24 protein-coding genes are annotated in these 21,625 nt (G+C 73.0%); 15 read left to right on the top strand and 9 right to left on the bottom strand.

What is annotated here, in order from left to right; all coding sequences use genetic code 11:
• Positions 1 to 7: 7 nt before the first annotated feature.
• Genes DEI97_RS16625 through DEI97_RS16605 form a run of 5 tightly spaced genes read right to left on the bottom strand, consistent with a single transcriptional unit; the run spans position 8 to position 4,743 of the window.
• Complete coding sequence (locus DEI97_RS16625; RefSeq protein ID WP_111074041.1) at positions 8 to 844, bottom strand: class II fructose-bisphosphate aldolase; 837 nt, start codon at positions 842 to 844, stop codon at positions 8 to 10.
• Positions 841 to 1,788 carry a 1-phosphofructokinase family hexose kinase gene (locus tag DEI97_RS16620; RefSeq protein ID WP_111074040.1) on the bottom strand — a complete coding sequence of 316 codons (948 nt, stop codon included), beginning with the start codon at positions 1,786 to 1,788 and terminating at the stop codon, positions 841 to 843. The genes DEI97_RS16625 and DEI97_RS16620 overlap by 4 nt, the downstream gene beginning before the upstream one ends.
• Positions 1,785 to 2,912, bottom strand: a complete 1,128-nt coding sequence (locus DEI97_RS16615; protein ID WP_111074039.1) for an N-acetylglucosamine-6-phosphate deacetylase — start codon at positions 2,910 to 2,912, stop codon at positions 1,785 to 1,787. The genes DEI97_RS16620 and DEI97_RS16615 overlap by 4 nt, the downstream gene beginning before the upstream one ends.
• On the bottom strand, positions 2,909 to 3,865 hold the full coding sequence (locus tag DEI97_RS16610) for an ROK family protein (protein ID WP_111074038.1): 957 nt from the start codon (positions 3,863 to 3,865) through the stop codon (positions 2,909 to 2,911). Before DEI97_RS16610 ends, DEI97_RS16615 begins: the two co-directional genes overlap by 4 nt.
• On the bottom strand, positions 3,865 to 4,743 hold the full coding sequence (locus DEI97_RS16605; RefSeq protein ID WP_111074037.1) for an SIS domain-containing protein: 879 nt from the start codon (positions 4,741 to 4,743) through the stop codon (positions 3,865 to 3,867). Before DEI97_RS16605 ends, DEI97_RS16610 begins: the two co-directional genes overlap by 1 nt.
• 132 nt (positions 4,744 to 4,875) lie before the next feature.
• Here DEI97_RS16605 and DEI97_RS16600 point away from each other — a divergent pair, with 132 nt between their 5' ends.
• The 14 genes from DEI97_RS16600 to DEI97_RS16535 all read left to right on the top strand — a co-directional run bounded on the left by DEI97_RS16600 (position 4,876) and on the right by DEI97_RS16535 (position 17,267).
• Complete coding sequence (locus DEI97_RS16600; RefSeq protein ID WP_111074036.1) at positions 4,876 to 5,664, top strand: DeoR/GlpR family DNA-binding transcription regulator; 789 nt, start codon at positions 4,876 to 4,878, stop codon at positions 5,662 to 5,664.
• 228 nt (positions 5,665 to 5,892) lie between these two features.
• Positions 5,893 to 7,134, top strand: coding sequence for a Gfo/Idh/MocA family protein (locus DEI97_RS16595; protein WP_111074035.1), 1,242 nt, complete (start codon positions 5,893 to 5,895; stop codon positions 7,132 to 7,134).
• Entirely contained in the window at positions 7,131 to 8,441 is a 1,311-nt protein-coding gene (locus DEI97_RS16590; protein ID WP_111074034.1) for an ABC transporter substrate-binding protein, read from the top strand. The genes DEI97_RS16595 and DEI97_RS16590 overlap by 4 nt, the downstream gene beginning before the upstream one ends.
• Before the next feature lie 108 nt (positions 8,442 to 8,549).
• Positions 8,550 to 9,509: a carbohydrate ABC transporter permease gene (locus tag DEI97_RS16585; RefSeq protein ID WP_111074033.1), complete on the top strand. Its 960-nt coding sequence runs from the start codon at positions 8,550 to 8,552 to the stop codon at positions 9,507 to 9,509.
• The gene (locus DEI97_RS16580; protein ID WP_181439155.1) at positions 9,506 to 10,414 is read left to right on the top strand and encodes a carbohydrate ABC transporter permease; all 909 of its coding nucleotides are present in this window, start codon (positions 9,506 to 9,508) and stop codon (positions 10,412 to 10,414) included. Before DEI97_RS16585 ends, DEI97_RS16580 begins: the two co-directional genes overlap by 4 nt.
• On the top strand, positions 10,411 to 11,205 hold the full coding sequence (locus DEI97_RS16575; RefSeq protein WP_111074032.1) for a hypothetical protein: 795 nt from the start codon (positions 10,411 to 10,413) through the stop codon (positions 11,203 to 11,205). The genes DEI97_RS16580 and DEI97_RS16575 overlap by 4 nt, the downstream gene beginning before the upstream one ends.
• Positions 11,202 to 11,396, top strand: a complete 195-nt coding sequence (locus DEI97_RS16570; RefSeq protein ID WP_110824332.1) for a multidrug transporter — start codon at positions 11,202 to 11,204, stop codon at positions 11,394 to 11,396. Before DEI97_RS16575 ends, DEI97_RS16570 begins: the two co-directional genes overlap by 4 nt.
• A 94-nt stretch (positions 11,397 to 11,490) precedes the next feature.
• Positions 11,491 to 13,176, top strand: coding sequence for a bifunctional 3'-5' exonuclease/DNA polymerase (locus DEI97_RS16565; protein WP_111074031.1), 1,686 nt, complete (start codon positions 11,491 to 11,493; stop codon positions 13,174 to 13,176).
• A 46-nt stretch (positions 13,177 to 13,222) separates the two neighbouring features.
• Positions 13,223 to 14,077 (top strand): phosphatase PAP2 family protein, encoded by an 855-nt coding sequence (locus DEI97_RS16560; protein WP_111074030.1) that lies wholly within the window; start codon positions 13,223 to 13,225, stop codon positions 14,075 to 14,077.
• A gap of 45 nt (positions 14,078 to 14,122) precedes the next feature.
• Positions 14,123 to 15,745 carry a serine/threonine-protein kinase gene (locus DEI97_RS16555; RefSeq protein ID WP_111074029.1) on the top strand — a complete coding sequence of 541 codons (1,623 nt, stop codon included), beginning with the start codon at positions 14,123 to 14,125 and terminating at the stop codon, positions 15,743 to 15,745.
• Positions 15,746 to 15,779: 34 nt separating this feature from the next.
• A complete protein-coding gene (locus DEI97_RS16550; protein ID WP_111074028.1) occupies positions 15,780 to 16,049 on the top strand; it encodes a hypothetical protein in 270 nt (89 codons plus the stop codon).
• A gap of 80 nt (positions 16,050 to 16,129) precedes the next feature.
• Positions 16,130 to 16,324, top strand: a complete 195-nt coding sequence (locus DEI97_RS16545) for a hypothetical protein (protein WP_111074027.1) — start codon at positions 16,130 to 16,132, stop codon at positions 16,322 to 16,324.
• Between the two features lie 62 nt (positions 16,325 to 16,386).
• Positions 16,387 to 16,704, top strand: coding sequence for a prevent-host-death family protein (locus tag DEI97_RS16540; protein ID WP_284158285.1), 318 nt, complete (start codon positions 16,387 to 16,389; stop codon positions 16,702 to 16,704).
• Positions 16,705 to 16,754: 50 nt separating this feature from the next.
• Positions 16,755 to 17,267 carry a hypothetical protein gene (locus DEI97_RS16535; RefSeq protein ID WP_146248069.1) on the top strand — a complete coding sequence of 171 codons (513 nt, stop codon included), beginning with the start codon at positions 16,755 to 16,757 and terminating at the stop codon, positions 17,265 to 17,267.
• 2 nt (positions 17,268 to 17,269) lie between these two features.
• Here the strand turns inward: DEI97_RS16535 and DEI97_RS16530 are convergent, their stop codons facing one another.
• Positions 17,270 to 18,208 carry an aldo/keto reductase gene (locus DEI97_RS16530; protein WP_111074025.1) on the bottom strand — a complete coding sequence of 313 codons (939 nt, stop codon included), beginning with the start codon at positions 18,206 to 18,208 and terminating at the stop codon, positions 17,270 to 17,272.
• Between the two features lie 109 nt (positions 18,209 to 18,317).
• Positions 18,318 to 18,932: a CG0192-related protein gene (locus tag DEI97_RS16525; RefSeq protein WP_111074024.1), complete on the bottom strand. Its 615-nt coding sequence runs from the start codon at positions 18,930 to 18,932 to the stop codon at positions 18,318 to 18,320.
• A gap of 36 nt (positions 18,933 to 18,968) precedes the next feature.
• On the opposite strand from DEI97_RS16525, the gene DEI97_RS16520 reads away from it, so the two are divergent.
• A complete protein-coding gene (locus tag DEI97_RS16520; RefSeq protein ID WP_111074023.1) occupies positions 18,969 to 19,820 on the top strand; it encodes a putative RNA methyltransferase in 852 nt (283 codons plus the stop codon).
• A 21-nt stretch (positions 19,821 to 19,841) separates the two neighbouring features.
• Here DEI97_RS16520 and DEI97_RS16515 read toward each other — a convergent pair whose 3' ends face one another.
• On the bottom strand, positions 19,842 to 20,741 hold the full coding sequence (locus DEI97_RS16515; RefSeq protein WP_111074022.1) for a hypothetical protein: 900 nt from the start codon (positions 20,739 to 20,741) through the stop codon (positions 19,842 to 19,844).
• A gap of 40 nt (positions 20,742 to 20,781) precedes the next feature.
• The gene (locus DEI97_RS16510) at positions 20,782 to 21,606 is read right to left on the bottom strand and encodes a hypothetical protein (RefSeq protein WP_111074021.1); all 825 of its coding nucleotides are present in this window, start codon (positions 21,604 to 21,606) and stop codon (positions 20,782 to 20,784) included.
• Between the last annotated feature and the right edge of the window lie 19 nt (positions 21,607 to 21,625).

Here is a 21,625-nt window from a genome sequence, read left to right as displayed (position 1 = left end):
TACCCGGCTACCCGGCGAGCAGCGTCAGCAGCCGGTCGGTCTCGGCCGCGACCGCATCACGTCCCGCCGACACGTACCGGCGCGGGTCGACCAGGTCCGGTCGCTCGTCGAGCACGTCCCGCAGCGCCCGGGTGAACAGCCCGTTGAGGTGCGTCGAGATGTTGATCTTCGTCATGCCCGCACGGACCGCGCCCCGCAGCTCCTCGTCGGACAGCCCGGAGGATCCGTGCAGCACCAGGGGCACCGGCACGGAGGCCCGCAGTCGTCCCACGAGGTCGCGATCGACCGACGCCTCCCGCGTCTGCATCGCGTGCGACGTCCCGACGGCGACCGCCAGGGTGTCGACCCCGGTCGCGGCGACGAACGCCGCGGCGTCGGACGGGTCGGTACGGACCCCGGGGGCGTGCACGCCGTCCTTGCCGCCGACCTCGCCGAGCTCGGCCTCGATCGCGATGCCCGCTGCGTGGCAGCGGTCGGCGAGCTCGTGCGTCGCGGTGACGTTGGCGTCGTAGTCCAGGTGCGAGCCGTCGTACATGATCGAGTCGACACCGAGGTCGATGCCGGCGTGCACGAGTGCGGTGTCCTCGATGTGGTCCAGGTGCACGAGCACCTCGACGTCGGCGGCACGGGCGACGGCCTGGGTCGCGGTGACGATGGGCGTCAGGCCACCGTGGTAGCGGATGCAGTTCTCGCTGACCTGCAGCACCACGGGCAGCCCGGCCCGCTCGGCGCCGGCGACGATCGCCTCGGCGTGCTCGAGCAGGACGACGTTGAACGCGCCGACACCGCGGTGGGCGGTGCGTGCGGAGTCGAGGAGGCCGGTGAGGGCGAGGGCGGTGGTCATGTGGGGCTCCCGGTTCGGTCGAGCAGGGCGGTGAAGCGGTCGACGGCGGCCAGGTCGACCTCGCCCGCGACGGGGCGGAGGACCGCGGCGGCGCCGTACGCGGCAGCGGCGACCAGGGCGTGGCGGAGATCGGCTGGGGCGAGGGTTGCGGTCGGACGGCTGCCCGGTCCGGTCAGCGCGAGGACGAGTCCGGCGGTGGCAGCGTCCCCGGCTCCCGTGGGGTTGCCGTGCACGTCGGGCACCGCGGGGACGGTCACGACGGCGTCGCGGGTGTGCGCGGTGATGCCCGACGAGCCGGCGGAGACGACGATGACCCCGGCGCCGCGCGCGAGCAGGTCGAGCGCACCGGAGCGTTCGTCGGGCGCGCCCGTGGCGTCGAGCAGTTCCTCGCGGTTGGGCTTGCAGACCGTGGCGCCCGCCGCGGCGGCCCCGAGGAGCGCCGGACCCGACAGGTCGGCGACCACGAGCAGCCCGGCGTCGACCGCGCCGCGGATCCAGGGCGAGACCACGCCGGGGTCGGTGCCGCGGGGGAGCGACCCGGAGACGACGAGCGCGGTCGCGTGCCGCTGGGCGGTCCGGACGGCATCGGTCACGGCCGCCCACTCGTCCGTCGAGACGACGGGCCCCGGCTCGCCGTACATGGTCGGGTGCGCGTGGTCGTCGACGACGGTGACGGTGGTCCTCGTGTCACCGCCGACCGGCACGGGCGTGGTCGTCAGGCCGTCCTGCTGGAGCGCCGTGGCGACCCAGGTCCCGGACGTCCCGCCGAGCGGCAGGACCGAGGTCGTCACCGTGCCCGCGGCGGCGAGCACCCGGGCGACGTTGACGCCCTTCCCGCCCGGGCGACGGACGACCTCCAGGACACGCTGGGTGACCCCGACGGTCTGCTCGGCGACGCGGTAGGTGACGTCGACGGCGGGGTTCGGGGTGACGACGACGATCACGCGGGGACCTCCAGGACGGTGGGGCGGCCCGCCGGGTCGAGGACGACGAGGTCGGCGGCGGACCCGACCGACAGGGGTGGACGCAGGCCGAGCAGGGCCGCAGCGTGCACGGACGAGGCGGCCACGGCCTCCCGGACGGCACCGGGGTCCGCGCTGGCGGAGGAACCGGCGGCGAGGACCCGGGCGACGGCGTCGCCGACCGTGATCGTGCTGCCGGCGAGTGAGGAACCGTCGGCGAGCATCGCGACCCCGCCCTCGACCACGACGTCGGAGCCGGCGATCCGGTACGCCCCGTCGGCGCAGCCGGTGGCGGCCATCGCGTCCGAGACGAACACCAGGCGGCTGGCGGCGGCACGGCGGACCAGGCCGACGGCGACCGGGTCCAGGTGGTGGCCGTCGACGATGCACTCCACGGTCAGCCGCTCGTCGGTCAGGGCGACCCCGACCGGACCGGGCTGTCGGTGGTGCAGCGGCGGCATGCCGTTGAAGAGGTGGGTGACCAGGGTCGCTCCGGCGTCGACCGCGCGCTGCACCTGCTCGGTGTCGGCGTCGGTGTGGCCGATCGCCGCGATGACGCCGGCGTCGACGAGTCGGCGGACCGCGTCGACCGCGCCGGGGAGTTCGGGGGCGAGCGTGACGATCCGGAGGGCGGGGCCGCCGGCGTCGACGAGGAGCTCGACCTCGGCGGCGGTCGGCGGGTGCAGCAGGGCGGCGGCGTGCGCGCCTCGACGTGCGGGGGCGAGCCAGGGGCCCTCGAGGTGCAGCCCGGCGAGCGTGCCGTCGGCGACCAGCGGGCGGAGCCGGTGGAGCGCGGCGACCGTGTCCGGCACCGTGCCGGTCGCGATCGAGGCGACCAGGTGGGCCGTCCCGCGGTCGGCGTGGTGGGCGCCGGCGGCGCGGGCCTCGTCCGCCGAGCACGAGGCGAAGTCGTGGCCGAGGGCGCCGTGCGCGTGGAGGTCGACGAAGCCCGGCACGACGGTGCCGGGTGCCTCGACCACGGCGTCGTGGTCCGGAGCCGGGCCGGTGCCGACCGCGGCGACCCGGCCGTCGGTGACCGCGATCCAGCCGTCGGTGAGGTCGGCCGAGGCGGTGACGACGCGGGGGGCGCGGACGAGCGTCGTCACGCGGACACCGCCCTCGGGTGGTCGAGGCCGAGGTCGTGGTTGCGCTCGTGGGTGCGGGCGAGCAGCCCCTGCGCGAGGAGGGCCGCGCCGATCGCACCCGCGGCGTCGCCGTGCCGCGCGCCGACGAGCGCCGGGACGCGGACGCCCACCAGACGGTCGGTCACGGCCACGGTGAGGGGGTCGAGCAGGAGCGTGCCGGACTGCGCGAGCCCGCCGCCGATCACCAGGGTGTGGCAGCCGGCGGTCGCCGTCAGCCAGGCGAGCGCGTCGGCGAGGACGGCGACGCACTCGTCCCACACCCGTCGGGCGACGGGGTCGCCGTCGACGACGCGGAGCATCGCGGCGTGGGCGGACGGGGCACCGCTCCGGCGGGCGACGGCACCGGCCGAGGCGACCTCCTCGACCCGGAGGCCCGCGTGCGGCCCGGTGGGGATCCGCACCTGGCCGATCTCGCCGGCCCAGCCGTCACCGCTGACGACCCGGCCGTCGACGACCAGGGCGCTGGCGAGCCCGGTGCCGACCGGCACGAACGCGACCGTGCCGTGGTCCAGCCCACCGGACTGGACCTCCGCGAGGGCCCCGGCGCGGACGTCGTGGCCGAAGGCGAGGGGGACGTCGGTGCCCGTCGCCCGGAGTGCCTCGGCGACCCGCTGGCGGACCGGGACGTCCTGCCAGCCGAGGTTCACCGACAGCACCGAACGACCGGCGGCCTCGTCGACCACGCCGGGGACGACCAGGCCGACGGCGTCGAGGGTCGTCCCCTGCTGTCGGGCGACCGAGCGCGCGTGCACCGCGAGCTCGGCCACGACGACGGCGAGGGACTCTGCAGCGGGGTCGTCACGCGGGGTCGGGACGCGCTGCTCGTCGAGCACCTGTCCGTCCGTGCCGGTCAGTCGGGCCTTGATGCCCGTGCCGCCGACGTCGACCCCGAGCACTGCCCCGCGCGCGGCCATCAGGTGAGGATGACCGAACGGGTGAGCGAGCGCGGGTGGTCCGGGTCGAGACCACGGCGCTCGGCCAGGGCGACGGCGAAGCGGTGCACGACGACGAGTCCGGCGAGCGGGTCGAGGTCGTGGTGCACCAGGCGGGCTCCGGTGGCGGCGACCTCGTCGGCGAGACCGTCCGGCACGGGGCCGAGCGACCAGACCAGGCGGCCGGGCTGTGCGATCGCGATCGGACCGTGGCGGTAGTCCATCGCCGGGTACGACTCGGCCCAGAACTGTGCGGCCTCGCGGGTCTTCAGGGCGGCTTCGAACGTCAGGCCCACGGCGGGGCCACGGCCGACGAACGTGACCTGCTCGGCGTCGAGCAGGTCGTCGATCGGCAGCGTCAGCGCGGTCTCGGCCTGGACGGCCAGGGCCTCGACGTCCTCGCCGAGCGAGGCACGGAGCAGTGCGAGTGCGGTGGTGGCGAAGCGGGTCTGCACGACCGAGCGCTCGTCGGCGAACGGCAGCGCGACGACGTCGTCGGCGTCCGCGGCGGCGGGGCTGTCCGGCACGGCCGTGACGAGCACGGTGCGCTGGGTCGGCAGGGCACGGAGCAGGTCGATGATCTCGGTGGTGGTGCCGGAGCGCGAGATGGTGACGACGCGGTCGTACTGCCGGTCGGCGGGGTACTCGGAGCCGGCGAAGGCGTCGGTCTGCCCGAGGCCGGCGGACTCACGGGCGACGGCGTAGCTCATCGCGATGAACCAGCTCGTGCCGCAGCCGATGACGGCCACGCGCTCGCCGGGCTGGGGCAGGACGTCGGTGAACGAGGGCAGCAGGGCCGCGGCGGAGCGCCAGGAGGCCGGCTGCGATGCCAGCTCGTCGCCCACGAAGGTGTCGGACATGGTGTCCTTCCGGTCGGACCGATCCTTGGTGATCGGATATCGGCCAGCATGACGATCGATCGTGCTCGATGCAAGTGCAAAACGTCATTTCCGATCATCCACGGGCCGGAGGAGCGCCCGTAGGATGACGCCATGACCCCGCAGCAGAGGCTCAACGCCCTCCTCGAGTTGGTGAGCGACCGCGGCAACGTCTCGATCACCGAGATCGGGGACGAGCTCGGGATCTCCGCCGCGACCGCCCGCCGCGACCTCGCCACCCTCGCCGACCAGCGGCTGGTCACCCGGACCCACGGCGGTGCCGCTGCCCTCGGCGCCGGGTACGAGCTGCCGCTGCAGTACAAGATCGCGCGGCAGGCCGAGGCGAAGACCGCGATCGCCCGCGCGACCGCCGCACTCGTGGCCCCCGGGGACACCGTCGGCCTCAACGGCGGGACGACCACGACCGAGGTGGCGCGGGAGCTCGGCAAGAGCGAGCGCTTCATCCGCGCGGACGGCGAGTACGGCATCACGATCGTCACGAACGCGCTGAACATCGGGTACGAGCTGTCGGTCCGGGCGAACGTGAAGATCGTGGTGACCGGCGGTGTCGCACGCCGGCAGTCCTACGAGTTGATCGGGCCGCTGGTCCGGGACACGCTCGACGAGTTCGCCCTGGACGTCGTCGTGCTCGGCGTCGACGGGCTGACCGGGCAGTACGGGGCCACGACCATGCACGAGGGCGAGGCCGAGGTCAGTCGACACTTCGCCTCGGTCGGGCGTCGGGTGATCGTGGTCGCCGACTCGACGAAGATCGAGCGTTCCACCTTCGCCCGGATCTGCCCGCTCGACCGCATCGACGTGCTCGTCACGGACCGCGACGTCCCGGCCCCGTTCGTCGCGGACCTGGCCGCCGCCGGCGTGGAGCTCGTCGTCGCGGACTGACCTCCGGGCCGCACGCCGCGCGGGTCAGCCTGCGCGGGGTGCCCGGGCGAGCCGCGTCGGCAGCCGGGCCGGCCCCGGGGGCGCACCTCGTGCCTCCCGTCCGAGCGCCGTCACGTTACCGGCGTGTTAAACCCTCGTATCTCGCTTCCGTGAGCGATCCGTGAGCGCATATTGTGCATTCATGATCGGTTTGGCATCATGGGCGTCACAATCACGCAAGGGAGCGAGATGAGCATCACGAGCACGCGCACACTCCGAGTCGGCGTGGTCGGCATCGGCCAGCGGTCCTACATCGCGGACCACGTCGCTGCCGCCGGACTCGACGCCGACGGGGTCGACGCCCGGATCGTGGCCGCAGCCGACGTCACCGGACCCGGCCGCCAGCGCGCCGCCGAGGCCTGGCCCGACGCCACGGTGGTCGACGGCCACCACGCACTGATCGGCACCGACGGCGCCCCGAACCTCGTGGACGCCGCCATCGTCACCACCCCGGACTGGACCCACGCCGAGATCGCGATCGACCTGCTCCGTGCGGGCATCGCCGTCTACCTCGAGAAGCCCCTCGCCATCACGGTCGAGGACGCCGACGCGGTCCTCAACACCGCCGCCGAGACCGGCACCCCGCTCTACGTCGGCCACAACTTCCGGCACGCGGCCGTCGTCCGCCTGATGCGCGACGTGATCGCCCGCGGCGAGATCGGCGAGGTCAAGGCCGTCTGGGTCCGCCACTTCGTCGGCAACGGCGGTGACTACTACTTCAAGGACTGGCACGCCGACCGCAGCCGGGTGAACTCGCTCCTGCTGCAGAAGGCCAGCCACGACCTCGACGTCGTGCACGCCCTCGCCGGTGCTTACACCAGCCGGGTCGTCGGCATGGGGTCGCTCTCGGTCTACGGGGACGTCACCGACCGTCGCGACCGCAGCGACGAGCTCATGACCGACTGGTTCTCGTTCGACAACTGGCCACCCGCCGAGCAGACGGGCCTGAACCCCGTCGTCGACGTCGAGGACGTGTCGATGGTCATGATGACGCTCGAGAACGGCGTGCAGGCCAGCTACGAGCAGTGCCACTTCACGCCCGACTACTGGCGGAACTACACGGTCATCGGCACCCACGGGCGTCTCGAGAACATCGGGGACACCGGTGGTGGCGTGGTGAAGGTCTGGAACCACCGCCGCAACTGGGACGTCGCCGGGGACGTCGAGTACCCGATCGACGGCGTCGAGGACGGGCACGCCGACGCCGACCTGCTCACCATGACCGAGTTCCTCCGCTCGCTGGCGTTCGGCGAGCCCACCACCCTGTCCCCGATCGCGGCCCGCGCCGCGGTCGCCGCCGGGGCACTCGCCACCCGCTCGCTCCGCAACGGTTCGGTCCCCATCGACGTGCCGCCCCTCCCCGAGGCCACCCTCCGACACTTCGCGACCACTCCCGACCGCGACGACGTTCCCGAAAGGACCACCCGATGACCGCTCCGACCGCCCGCCCGGGCCACGGCCGCCGCCGCGCACTGCTCGGTCTCGCCGCCGCTGTCAGCGCCGTCGCGCTGCTCGCCGGCTGCAGCACCTCGTCCTCCGGCAGCTCCGGCGGCTCCGGCGAGGTCGCGAAGGACACCAAGGCGAACCTGACGTACGCCGTCTGGGACCAGAACCAGGTGAAGGCCATCAAGGCCAACATCAAGGGGTTCAACGAGGAGTACCCCGACATCAAGGTCAACGTCGACGTCACCCCGTACGCCAGCTACTTCACGAAGCTGCAGACGCAGGGCTCGAGCAACACGCTGCCCGACCTGTTCTGGATGAACGGCCCGAACTTCCAGCTGTACGCAGCCAACGGCAAGATCGCCCCGATCACGGACGAGGTGAAGTCCGGTGCGATCGACCCGGACAACTACTCGGCAGCGCTCAACAAGCTGTACACGTACGACGGCACCCAGTACGGCGTCCCGAAGGACTTCGACACGATCGGCGTCTGGATGAACAAGGCCCTGTTCGAGAAGGCCGGCGTGCCCATGCCGTCGAAGGACTGGACCTGGAGCGACTTCCAGAAGACCGGCGCCGAGCTGTCCCAGAAGCTGAAGTCCGACGGCGCCTACGGTGCCGCGGCCGGCATGGACGGCCAGACGACCTACTACGACACGATCTTCCAGGCCGGCGGCTCGGTCATCGACGGCGAGAAGTCGGAGTACGACTCGAAGGCCGCCGAAGCCGGGCTGGCCTACTGGACCGACCTCATCAAGTCCGGCGCCTCGCCCTCGATCAAGCAGCTGACCGACACCACCGCAGACCAGTGGTTCACCTCCGGCAAGGTCGCGATGTACCAGGGCGGCAGCTGGTTCCGCTCCGCGCTGATCGGCTCCGACATCGAGAAGGACGTCGTCGCCTACCCGCTGCCGAAGGGCAAGGAGCAGGCCACGGTCATCCACGGCGTCTCGAACGTCGTCGCCGAGGGCTCGAAGGACAAGGCCGCCGCGCAGGCACTCCAGGCGTACCTGGCCAGCAAGCCCGCCCAGCAGCAGCAGGGCGACATGGGTGCGGTCATCCCCGCCTACACGGGCACGCAGGACGCCTTCACGAAGACCATGCCGGACGCCGACCTGCAGGTCTTCCTCGACGCGGTCGAGTACGCCAAGCCGCTGCCGGTGTCGAAGAACACCGCCGCGTGGAACACCCTCGAGACGAACCTGCTCCCGAGCGCGTTCGACGGCTCGGAGCCGGTCGACCAGGTCGCGAAGGAACTCGCCCAGAAGATGGACGCAGCACTCGCCAAGGAGTGACGACGAGCCGGCCGGTCGGGCACCCGCCCGACCGGCCGGCCGTCGCACGTCCACCATCCGCACCGCCCGGACCACCCGATCCGACCGCCCTGGCCGAGGAGCGACCTGATGACGATCCACACCCAGCGACCCGACGCCGCCGAGGCGTCCCCACCGCCCGAGACCCGCCCCGCCGACCGCTCGCGACCGACGCAGGCCCCGCGCACCGACGGCTTCTGGCCGTGGCTGTTCGTCCTGCCGCTGCTCATCGGCGTCGGCACGTTCTTCATCTGGCCGATCCTGCAGACGTTCTACTACTCGTTCACGAGCTGGGGCGTCTTCGGTGGCTCGAGCTTCACCGGGCTGGCGAACTACACCCGCCTGATCGCCGACCCGCAGCTGTACCAGTCGCTGCTCAACACGATCATCTACACGGTGATCGTCCTGCTCGGCATCCCGATCGCGGTCTGGCTCGCCAGCCTGCTGAACACGCCGGGCCTGCGCTTCGCCCAGTTCTACCGGGTGCTGTTCTTCCTGCCCTACGTGGCGATGCCCGCTGCGATCGCGCTGGTCTGGCGCATCATGTTCAACGGCGACTTCGGCATCGTGAACTCGTTCCTCGGGCTGTTCGGCATCGCCGGCCCGTACTGGATCTCCACCCCGGGGTTCGCCCTCGTCGCGGTCTCGCTCGTCGGCCTGTGGTCGTCCCTCGGCTTCTCGATGATCATCCTCGGCGCCGGGCTCAAGGACATCCCGCCGGAGCTGTACGAAGCAGCCGAGCTCGACGGTGCCAGCCGGTGGCGGCAGTTCCGCTCGCTGACCGTGCCGCTGCTCAGCCCGAGCATCTTCTTCGTGCTCATCGTCACGACGATCTCGAGCTTCCAGCTGTTCGACCTGCTCTACGCGATCCTGGGCCCCCTCAACCCGGTGATCCCGAAGACGATGTCCCTCGTCTTCTACTTCTACAACTCCGGGTTCGTCGACGGCGACAAGGGCTTCGCGGCGGCCATCGCGATGGTGATCTTCCTGCTCATCGGCATCATCACGGTCATCCAGTTCCGTGTCCAGAAGAAGTGGGTGCAGTCATGACCGGCATCATCGAAGCGCACGGCAGCAAGCTGTCCGCGGCGACCAAGGCCGCCAGCCGCACCCGTGTCCGTGGCCAGGTCCGTCCCGGTCGTCGCGGCGGCAGCCACTGGTGGATCCACGTGGTGCTCGGCGTCGGCGGGTTCGTGATGGCGTTCCCGTTCCTCTGGCAGATCATCATGGCGCTGTCCACCAACGCGCAGGTGACGTCGCCCACGCCGGTGTTCTGGCCGGGCCAGCTGCAGTGGCAGAACTTCGCGCAGGTGTTCGAGCGGCTGCCCTTCCTGAGCCAGCTCGGCACGTCGATCTGGGTGACCCTGATCCGCACGGCAGCACAGATCGTGCTCTGCACCCTGGCCGGGTACGCGTTCGCGCGGATGCGCTTCCGGGGTCGCGGACTCATCCTGGGGATCGTGCTGTCGATCCTGCTGGTGCCGTCGCAGGTGTACCTGATCTCGCAGTACCAGATCGTGCAGGGGCTCGGCTGGCTCGACACCCTGGCCGGCATCGTCGCGCCGGGCCTGTTCAGCGCGTTCGGCACCTTCCTCATGCGGACCGCGTTCCTGAGCATGCCGGCCGAGCTCGAGGAGGCCGCGCGCATGGACGGTGCGAACCCGTTCCAGACGTTCTGGCGGATCATGCTGCCCCTGGCCCGGCCGTCGATGAGCGTACTCGCGATCACCACGGTGCTCTGGTCGTGGAACGAGCTCCTCTGGCCCTTGGTGGTGTCCACCCGGGCCGAGGCGATGCCGCTGGCCGCCGGGCTCGCGACGCTCTCGAGCGACCGGACCGTGAACTACCCCGTGCTCATGGCCGCCAGCCTGATGGCGATGGCGCCGGTGCTCATCATGTTCATCGTGCTCCAGCGCCGGGTGATCGACGGGCTCGCCTCCTCGGGTCTCAAGTGAGTCCGGCAGCCGTCGGCCGGGAGGCCCGCCCCGACCCCGTCGCGCTCCTCACCGCCGCCGTCGGGTCGCGGGACGAGCCCGCCGGGCTGGCCCCGGCGCTCGAGGCGGCCGTGCAGCACGTCGGCCCGGCGGGCCGGGAGGCGGCGCTGCTCGCCGCCCTCCGCGCGGTGCTCCCGGTCACCGAGCGGTGGCTGGTCACGCACGGCTGCAGCGCCGAGGACGCCGCCGCGAGCGTCGCGGACGTGGACCGGAAGGCCGACCACTACGGGCTCGACGGCACCGGGCTGGACTGGTTGGCGCAGGTCGCGACCGGTCGTGTGGTGGCCGTGGGGCGCCTCCAGTTCGAGCGGGCCGCCCACCTGCCGGACGGGACGCCCGCGTGGGGCGTGCACGTGCCGGAGGCGGGTCCGCTCGACCCGGCGGCCTGCGACCGGTCCTTCGCGGCGGCACCCGCGGTGCTCCGGCGGCTCGACCCCGACCTGGCGGTCGACACGTTCGTGTGCTCGTCGTGGTTGCTCGACCCCCAGGTGACCGCCGTCCTCGGGCCGTCGTCGAACACGGCGCGGTTCGCAGCACGGTTCACGCTGCTGCCGGAGTCGGACGACCCCGACGAGGTCAACGAGGGTGACGAGTCGATGGCGAAGTTCGTCTTCGGCACCGACCTGGCCGCGGCACGGCAGGCCGTCCCCGTCGGCCGACTGCAGCACGCCGTCCAGGAGCGGTGGGCGGCCGGCGGGCACTGGTCCGAGCGCACCGGGACCGCCCCGGTCGGCGTACCGTTCCGGACATGAGCGCACCCGACCGAGACCACCTGGACGACGGCGTCGACATGACCTTCGAGGAGCGTCGCCACGACACGTTCCGCCGGATGTCCGGGTCGGACGAGCACGACGAGGCACCCCGTGTCGAGGTCGAGGAGACCGAGTCCGGCGACGTGCGCATCGACGTCGCCGACAGCGCGGCCGTCCGACCGGGCGACTGAGCACCTCCCTGCACCGACACCGGCGAGCTGGCCTTCGTCCACTGCGCGGAGCCCGCGTCCGCCGGTGACGGCGGCGCACGGCAGAATCAACGGCGTGCACCTCGTCCTCGCCCGTGTCGACGGCGGCCTCACCGCGACGCCGCTGACGGACGCGGGAGCGCCGGACGGTCAGCCGACGCGCTTGGACGAGTCGGGCCTCCCGGCCTTCGTCGCCGTGCACGACGGCCCCGGCGTCCGCTGGGTGTGGTCCGACACCGCCCGCTGGTACCCGGCCGTGCTGGCGGCCGGCGGACGCGTGGCTCGTTGCGTCGACCTGCGCCTCGGGCACCGTCTGCTCCGCACCGCGCTCGCCACCCGCGGGTCCGCACTCGCGCAGGCGCCTGTCAGTGCGTGGGACGCCGCCGCCGCTCCGGAGGCCCGACCAGCGCCCGTCACGCAGGCCTCGCTCTTCGACGACGACCTGTTCACGATCGCCCCGGCCGACGACGACCTCGACCCGGTCGCCGAACTGCGTGCGCAACTCGAAGCGGTCGCGGGAGCGACGGAGCCGGGAGCGCTGCGGCTGCTCCTGGCGGCGGAGTCCGCCGGCGCACTCGTCGCCGCCGAGATCAAGCACGCCGGTCTGCCCTGGCGGACCGACGTGCACGAGCGGCTGCTCGCCGACGCCCTCGGGCCGCGCGTGCCGTACGGGGTGCGGCCGCGGAAGCTCGAGGAGCTCGCCGTCGTCCTCCGTCAGCGACTCGACGACCCCGACCTGAACCCGGACTCGCCCGCCGACGTCCTGCGCTCCCTGCGGCGGGCCGGACTCGTCGTGGACAGCACCCGGAAGTGGGAGCTCGAACGACTGGAGCACCCGGCGATCGAACCGCTGCTGGAGTACAAGCGCCTCTACCGACTGCTCACCGCCAACGGGTGGACGTGGCTGGACGAGTGGGTGCAGGACGGCCGGTTCCACCCGGAGTACGTCGTCGGCGGGGTCGTCACCGGACGCTGGGCGGCGAACGGCGGCGGCGCGCTGCAGCTGCCGAAGCAGGTGCGCGGCGCGGTGGTCGCCGACCCGGGCTGGGAGCTCGTCGTGGCGGACGCGGCACAGCTCGAACCGAGGGTGCTCGCGGCGATGTCCGGCGACACCGACATGGCCGCCGCCGGGGACGGGCAGGACCTGTACGACGGGGTCGTGGCCTCGGGCGCGGTGCAGACCCGGCAGCAGGCGAAGATGGCGATGCTCGGCGCGATGTACGGCGCCACCCAGGGCGAGGGCGGACGGTTCGTCCCACGGCTCGCCCGGGCCTTCCCGCGGGCACTCGACCTGGTCGAGCAGGCGGCCCGGGCGGGGGAGCGGGGCGAACCGGTGACCACCCGGCTCGGTCGGACGTCGCCGGTGCCGGAGCAGTCCTGGTTCGAAGCCCGGAACCGCGCGTACTCGGTGGACGGCGCTCCGGCGATGCAGCGGGCCGTCGAGTCCCGAGCGCGGAGCTGGGGGCGGTTCACGCGGAACTTCGTGGTGCAGGGGACAGCGGCCGAGTGGGCGCTGTCCTGGATGGGCGGCCTGCGCACCCGGCTGGCCGCGCGGACGGACGGACCGGTCACCGCGGGCCCGCACATGGTCTTCTTCGTGCACGACGAACTCGTGGTGCACGCGCCGGCCGCCGACGCCGAGTGGGTTGCCGAGCAGGTGCGGGCCGCGGCGGTCGACGCCGGGCGGATCATGTTCGGCGGGTTCCCGGTCACCTTCCCGCTGACGGTCGCGGTGGTCCGGTCGTACGACCAGGCGAAGTAGCCACCCCGGCCGTCCCCGCACAGCCGCGGACGGGCAGGGTGGTCGGATGGAACAGCACCACGCCGACGGTCGCCCACCCGTGCCCGGCCGCGCACCCGCGATCGGCGGCGCCGAGCGCGAGCGCGTCGACCGGACCGTCGGCGACGTCGACCTCACCCGCTGGCGCACCCGTGCCGGCCGGACGATCGCCGACTCGTGGGCCGCCCTCGGCCGCCGCTTCGGAGCGCTGCCGCTGCTGCTCATCACCCTGCTCATCGGGATCGGCATCGCCGCGGTCGCGACGTGGGTGGCGTCCGAGGTCTACGACGCCGTCCGCGAGTCCGACGACGTCGCCGTGCTCGACCGGCCCGTGCTCGACTGGATGATCGCGCACCGCACCCCGGCGCTCGACCAGGGCGTGACGTGGTGGACCGACATCGCCGGCACCATCGGGATGCCGATCGTCGCCGTGCTGTTCCTGGTCGGCCTGACGATCCAACGCCGGGCGTGGACGCCGCTCGTGCTCCTCGTCGCCGCGAGTGCCGGCTCCCTCGCCATGACGATCGCCGGCAAGGACCTCATCGGCCGCGCCCGGCCGCCGCTGTCCGACGCCGTCCCGCCGTTCGAGCACTCGCCGTCGTTCCCGTCCGGGCACACCCTCAACGCGACCGTCGTCGTCGGCACGATCGTGTACCTGCTGCTCCTCCGACAGAGCCGTGTGGTGACCCGGGTCTGGACGATCGTCGTCGGGACGCTGTTCGTGCTGTCGGTCGGGGTCTCGCGGGTGTTCCTCGGGCACCACTGGACCACCGACGTGCTGGCGGCGTGGGCGCTCGGGCTGGCCTGGCTCGCGCTCGTCGTCACGGCGCACCGGCTGTACCTGACGGCGCTGCACCGGGGCGCGGAGCCGACCCCCTCGTGACGCGGCTGCGCGCCCTCGTCAGGTCGGCCCGGTAGGTTTCCCCGCATGGAAGAACGGCTGATCGGCGGCAGGTACCGGGTGACCGGGACCCTCGGGCACGGGGGGATGGCATCGGTGTACCGCGCCGTCGACGAGCAGCTCGGACGAGAGGTCGCGGTCAAGCTCTTCCGCATCGGACCCGTCGACCACGGTGAGCGTGCGCGCGCCGAGGCCGAGATCCACGTGCTCGCCGGCCTCCGCAGCCCGAACCTCGTCACCCTGTTCGACGCGGCCCTCGACACCGACGACGGCGACTCGTTCCTCGTCATGGAGCTCGTCCCGGGCAGCGACCTCGCCACCCGGCTGCGCGAGGGGCCGCTCGACCCGACGACCACCGCCCGCGTGGGCGCCCAGGTCGCCGAGGGCCTGGCCGCCGTGCACGCGCAGGGCATCGTGCACCGCGACGTGAAGCCCGCGAACGTCCTGCTCGAGCAGGACGGCGAGCACGTCAAGCTCGCCGACTTCGGCATCGCGCTGCTCCGCGACGCCGCCCGCGTCACCGGGACCGGCACCGTCATCGGCACCGCCGCGTACCTGGCGCCGGAGCAGGTCCTCGGCCAGCCCGTCACCGGCGAGGCCGACGTGTACGCGCTGGGTCTGATGCTCCTCGAGGCCCTCACCGGCAAGCAGGCGTTCCCGGGCAGCGCGGTCGAGGCCGCCACCGCCCGACTCGCCCGAGCGCCGGAGATCGACCAGCACCTGCCGACGGCGTGGCGCACGCTGCTCCACGTCATGACGGCGCAGCACCCGGGAGACCGCCCGTCCGCCACCGAGGCAGCAGCACGCCTCCGCGCCCTCGGCCGGGACGACGTCGCGCCCGCCACGCAACTCCTGCCGGGAGGCCCGGGGGCCGTCACGCGCGCCGCCGGCGGTGCCGGCGTGGCCGGTGCCGCCGCGGCAGCTGCCGCTGCCGGAGGTGACCCCGCGGACGCGGCGACGCGTCAGATGCCGGTGAGCGGTGCCTCCCGTCCGGACGACGCCACGCGCCGACTGCCGACCCAGTCCCAGCCGTCGCGGAGCGCGGACGACGACGTGGCGACCACGATCCTCGGCACACCCGGAGCCGCAGCGGCGGGTCCGGGTGCCGGTGGTGGTGGGCGCTCCGGCGGCACCGCCACCCCGGCCCGGCCGCTCGCCACCGACCCCGACGAGCCTCGGCGGAAGCGATGGGTGCTGCCGCTGATCGTCCTGGCGGTCCTCGTGGTCGCCGGCATCGTCGTGGCGGCCCTCGCGTTCAACCGTGACGACAGCAGCACGCCGAACCCGACCGAGTCGACGCAGCAGACCGCACCGACCGACGATCAGCCGAGCTCGGAGCCGTCCGACGAGTCGAGCGAGCCGGCGCAGCAGCAGCCGAGCCAGCCGGCCGAGCAGCCGTCCCAGCAGCCCTCCGAGCCGGCGCAGGAGCAGCCGTCCGACGAGCCCTCCGAGCCCACGGACGAGTCGAGCGACCCGACCGACCAACTGCCGACGACCGACCCGGTGCCGGGCAACGACACGACCCTGCCGGTGCAGGACCCGCTGGACACCGGAGTCGACACCACCTCGCGGCAGGGCCCGGGTGCCGGCGGCGGGACCGGTCCCGGCATGTCCGGCGACGCTCCGGGGCAGAACAAGCCCGCAGGCTGACCTGTCGTTCACCTCGGCGGAGCACACTCGAGCCATGTCGATGAGCGCACCGTTCGATCCCCAGCAGCCGGGCAGCGACGTCCCCGTGGACGGCTCCGACCAGGACGAACTCGAGGTGGAGGAGTCCCGCGGGACGGCCTCGGGCTCCGAGCCGTCCGGAGCTGACGTGACCGGAGCGGACGCGAGCGGCGACCCGGCCGACTCCCCGGTCCGGCACGACGACGAGGACGAGGCCGGCGGTGGCCCGGTGTTCCGGCGCCCGCAGCCCGGCGACCGGCTGCATGCGGAAGACCTCGACGGCTAGTCAGCTCGACGGCTGGCCAGCTCGACTGCTGGACAGGTGACGTTGCGGGGACTCCCGGGTCTGCCGTGCATGCTCGTCGGATGTCGATGAGCAGCGCGTTCGACCCGTCGAAGGGTCTCGCCATCCCCGAGGAACAGGTCACCGGCGACGGTCTCGAGCTCGACGAGGACCCGGCAGTGCTCGGGATCCAGTTCGAGGTCGTGTCCGGCGGCACGGCGGACCCCGCGGCGGCCGCGATGCCGACCGACCGGATCGCGGCTCCGGACTGCGACTGAACGCAGCGTCGCGGCCCATGGTGTCTGGTCAGTTTTCTGTGTAGATTCGGACCATGACCACCATGAGCATCACGGAAGCGTCGCGCGCCGGCATCTCGGCGCTCGCCGCCGCTGCACAACGCGGGGACGGCATCGCCCTGGCCCGCCACGGCCGAGTGATCGCCGAGGTGGTCGGCTCCGACGAACTGGCCGACTTGCGGCGTGACCGCGATGTGCTCCGGGACGCGGCGCTCGTCATGGCACGGTTCGCCACTGACGACGGCGGACGCACCGAGCTCGATGCCCTCATCGATTCGCTCGGGTTCTCCCGCGCGGAACTCGAGCTCGAGCTCGACGCAGAAGTCGCTTCCGACGCGGACTCCTCGGAACGAGAACGGTGACGTCCGACCGGCCGTGTCGCGTCCGCCTCACCGACGATGCTGTCGCCGACGTGGCCCGGCTGCACCGGAAGGACCCGGCCATCGTCCGGACGCTCGTCCGCAAGATGCTGCTGCTCGAGCGCTCTCCGGAGGCCGGTGAACCGCTGCTCGGGGCGCTCGTCGGTTTCCGCAAGCTGACCGCGGGGAACCGAGACTGGCGGATCGTCTGGCGAGTCACCGAGGACGACCAACACACGCCCGTGCTCGACATCGCCGAGGTCTGGGCCGCCGGTGCGCGCTCCGATGGCGAGGTCTACGCGGAACTGACCCGTCGCGTGGGTCGCGCCCAGCGCGACGGAGACGTCCGGGTCAGGGCGCTCGCATCCGTCGTGCAGGAGATGGGGCGGCTCTGGGAGGGGGTCGAACCCGCTCCCGAGCCGATCCGCGGCCCCGCGCTGCCGGAGTGGCTCGCGCGGGGCCTGGCCGAGGTGCTCCGTCTCTCCGAGGACCAGATCGCGAGCCTCTCGGAAGAGGAAGCACAGCAGCGACTCGCCGCACACTGGTCACGGCCTCGGGGGAGCTGACCTCAGGGGACGGTGTGCCCCGCGGCGGTCAGGACGCGGTACCACTCCTCGCGGGACAGCTCGACGTCGGAGCCGGCGGCCGAGTCCCGGACGCGCTGCGGGTTCGTCGTGCCGAGGACGACCTGGAAGTGCGCCGGGTGCCGGGTGATCCACGCCACGGCGATGCCGGTCGGGGTGACGCCGTGCGCCGCGGCCAGTTCCTCGAGCACGTCGTTCAGCTCGGCGTACTGCTCGCGGTCGCCCAGGAAGACCCCGTCGAAGAAGCCCTTCTGGAACGGCGACCAGGCCTGCAGCGTCACGTCGTTCAGCCGCGAGTAGTTCAGGATGTCGTTGTCGCGGTCGATCGCCTGGTCGAGGCCGCCCATGTTCGCCACGAGGCCCTGCGTGATGACGTTCGCGTGCGTGATGCTCAGCTGCACCTGGTTGAACGCGAGCGGCTGCTGCACGGACTTCTTCAGCAGCTCGACCTGCCCGGGGGTGTGGTTCGAGACACCGAAGTGGTGCACCTTGCCGGCCGCGTGCAGTTCGTCGAAGGCCTTCGCGACCTCTTCCGGCTCGACCAGGGCGTCGGGGCGGTGCAGGAGCAGGACGTCGATGTAGTCGGTGCGGAGGGCGGCGAGCGACTCCTCGACCGAGGACAGGATGTGCTCGTACGAGAAGTCGAAGTACGCGCCGTTGTCCGTCGGCCGGATGCCGACCTTGGTCTGCAGCACGATCTCGGCGCGCTCCGCCGCGGTCAGCGCGACCGCCGCACCGAACCGCTCCTCGCAGCCGTGCCAACCGCCGTACACGGCCGCGTGGTCGAACATGGTCACGCCGGCGTCGCGCGAGGCGGCGTACAGCGACCGGATGTCCTCGTCGCTCATGTCGTTGATCCGCATCAGGCCGACGACGACGTCGGATGCGGTGAGGTCCGTCTGTGGCAACTCCAGTGTCTTCACCCGACCGATCCTGCCAGCGGCCACCCGGGTGAGCCAGGCCCTGGCCGTACCCGCCAGCGCAGGGTGGACTGCCCCGCTGTCGCAGGGTGGATTGGCCAGCGCAGCCGGTCTACGGCAGCAGCACCGCGACGACCGCCGAGCCGTCGGCGCCCCAGCCTGCCGTCAGGGTCGCCCCGGCGGGGACGTCGCCCCCGAGCACCCGCAGCACGGCGAGCGTCCCGTGGTCGGTCGTGACGGTGGTGACCGAGCCGTCGGTACGGGCGTCGGCCGTCGTGACCGTCGGCGACGTCTGCTCGGTGCCGTCGCCGGACGCCCGGCCCTCCTTCTCGAGGGTGCCCGGCCCGGAGGCCCGCTCGAGTTCCGCCTCGTGGCCGCCGGTGGCGATCGCCCGCCGCAGGACGTCGGCGTACACCGGGTCGCCGACGGCGTCGTAGACCCATCGGTGGCCGAGGACGGAGTGCTCCATCTCGGTGACGAGGAACGCGTCGGCACCCGCGAGCGGCGCCCCGCGGTAGGTCAGCGGCACGTGCAGCACGGGGCCGTCGCCGGCGCGCACGAGGTACGTCTCCACGCCGACCTCACCGTCCGGGTCGTCGAACCGGAAGCGCCCGACCTGCTCGACCGTGGTGCCGGCGGGGACTGCGCTCCACGGCTGTCCGGGCAGCCAGGCGCTGATCGCGTCGAGCTTGCCGGGGGTGAGAGTCGCTTCGTGGATGACGGCCATGACGGCAACATACCGGCACGCCCGTACCCTGGACCGGTGCGTGACGACCTGCTGCCCGTGCTCGCGTGCCCGGTGTGCGCCGAGCCGCTCGCCCGCACCGCCCCGAGCCAGGCCGGCTGCGGGAACGGGCACCGGTACGACGAGGCGAAGCAGGGCCACCTGACGCTGCTGCCGGCCAGGCGCCGGGCACTCACCGCGGACACCCCGGCGATGGTCGACGCGCGACTGCGCTTCCTCGGCCGTGGACACTACGCCCCGGTCGAGCGGGCGCTCACCCGCTTGGTCGGCGAGGCGTCTGCGCCCGGTGTGGTCCTCGACGTCGGCTCCGGTCCCGGCACCTACCTCGCCCACACCCTCGACGGTGACGGCGACGACGGTGCCGGCGACGACACCGCCGCCGGTCCGGCCGGGAGGCTCGGGGTCGCGCTGGACCTGTCGGCCGTCGCCGTCCGCCGCGCGGCTCGCATCCACGCGCGCGTCGGGGCCGTCGTCGGGGACGTGACCGAGCGCCTCCCGGTCGTCGACCGTGCCGCAGCCGTCGTGCTCGACGTCTTCGCACCCCGCAACCAGCACGAGTACGCCCGGGTGCTGCACCCGGAGGGTGTGCTCGTCGTCGTCACGCCCCGGGCCGGGCACCTGGCGGAGCTCGCGGCGGCGACGATCAGCGTCGACCCGGAGAAGGAGCGGCGTCTGCACGACAGCCTGACCCCCGCGTTCACACTGCGGTCGAGCGAAGACCTGACGTGGACGATGGCGCTGACGGCCGAGGACGTGCACGACGTCGTGCACATGGGGCCGAGTCACCACCACGTGGCACCCGACACCGTGTTCGCGCCGGAGTCGGTGACGGCGGCGGTGACCGTCAGCACCTGGGCGCCCACGGCCTGAGCGGCGGGCTGCGGTCCGCGGTCAGACGGCCGACCCAGGGCGCTGCCGGGGGTGGCGTCCGACCCGGGCCTCGTACAGCCGACGTGCGACGAAGCCGAGGCCCGCGCCCGCCATCCCCGCGGTCAGGGACACGGGCTGCCCGTGCACACCGGCCGCACCCCAGGCGTTGAACAGGATGCCCCACTGCGCGGCGGCGACCGGCGCGCCGCCCACCGCGTACCGGCTCTGCGCCATCCCGTTCCACCACCCGGTCGGCACCGCCCATGCCAGAGCCAGCGTGACGAGCAGCAACCACGCGGGCAGCGTGCTGGGCGCCGGCAGCACGAAGAACAGCAGGGAGAAGACGAGCAGCCCGACGCTGGCCACACCCGACGGTACGAGGGACGCCCGTTCCGACCGGGTGAGCGGCGCCGGGCGTCGGGGGCGGCTCCGGTCGACGAGCTGCTGCTGTGGCCACGGGGGTGCGGACTGACGCCGTCGTCCGACCAGGAGCCAGCGGACCTGGATGCCGACCATCCACCCGGCGACCAGGCCCACGATCCCTGCGAACACGGCCCCGGGGACAGCTGGTCCGAACGTCAGCTCGGCGACGAAGAAGCTCACGACGATGACGGGGACGCCGATGAGCGGTGGTGCGGCGGCCACCACCAGGGCGCCCCAGACGACACCGCCAGCGATCCCGGTCAGGGCGACGGGGAGCCCGGCCACATCGAGGTCGCCGGGGTCGGCTGCACTGCCGTAGAGCAGGCCGGAGGCGACGGCGACGAGCGCCACCCACCACCCCAGCAGCGGGACGGGCCGCCCGCGCCAGTCCATCTGCAGCCGGAGCGCGCGGCGCAGGTCGCGCCGCTTCCGGCGCTTCCGCGCCCGGGCGGCTTCCTGCTCCGGTCCTGGTCCCACCGCGGCGCCCGTGTCCCCCATGCCACCAGCATGCCGGTCCGGACGCTCCCGGGACCGTCGGTCAGTACTTCGGCGCGTCCGGGCCCTGCGCGTTCGGCCCCGGCGTCTCGGGCGTGGGCCACGGCTCGGCGGGTCCACGCTGTGCGGGCCAGCCCTGCGGTGCAGCGCCCGGTGCCGGCCAGCCCTGCGTGGCAGCGGCCGGGTACGGAGCGCCCTGTGCCGGAGCGTTCTGTGCCGGAGCATTCGGTGCCGGCCAGCCCGGTGCCGACGCGTTGGCTGCCGGCCAGTTCGGAGCCGGGGTGCCTGCACCCGCGTAGGCGAACCACGCCCACGGCGCGCGTTGGGCCAGCCAGGCCTCGAGGTCGGGGTACCCGATCGCGATCGACACGGTGTCGAACAGCACGGCGTTGTTCGAGTCCCGCGCCTGGATGCCCCCGTACGGGCCGGTCCAGGGGCGGATCGACGCGATGGCGGTGTGGTGCACCTCGCGTTCGGCCCGGAAGCCCTTCCGTACGATCAGCCGGTCCGGCAGCGCGTCGATCCGCGTCCGTGCCAGCGCGCTGGCGAGCAGGACGAACGCGACACCGGCGAGCAGGGCGACCCCGCCCGTGATCCCCACGGGCAGCGCATCCGGTTCGTCGGTCGACGTGACCCCGGCGAGCAGGAGCACCGCGCCGACGACCGCGAGGAGGATGCCGACCGTCCGCAGGATCACCCGCTGCCACCGTCTCGGCCGCACCGTGAACAGTGCGTCCGGTGCTGCTCCGGCGAGCACACGCTGGTGCTTCCGCTTCCGGTCCCCCCGGCGGATGGCCGACGTCACGACCACCGGGACGACGGCGGCGATGACGAAGGCGATGGTCACGGATGTGATCGTGGTCCCCATGCGGTCAGCGTACGGACCG

The sequence above is a fragment of the Curtobacterium sp. MCLR17_032 genome, from assembly GCF_003234795.2.
In the GTDB taxonomy this organism is placed as follows: domain Bacteria; phylum Actinomycetota; class Actinomycetes; order Actinomycetales; family Microbacteriaceae; genus Curtobacterium.
This window is presented reverse-complemented; position numbering and strand designations above follow the sequence as displayed.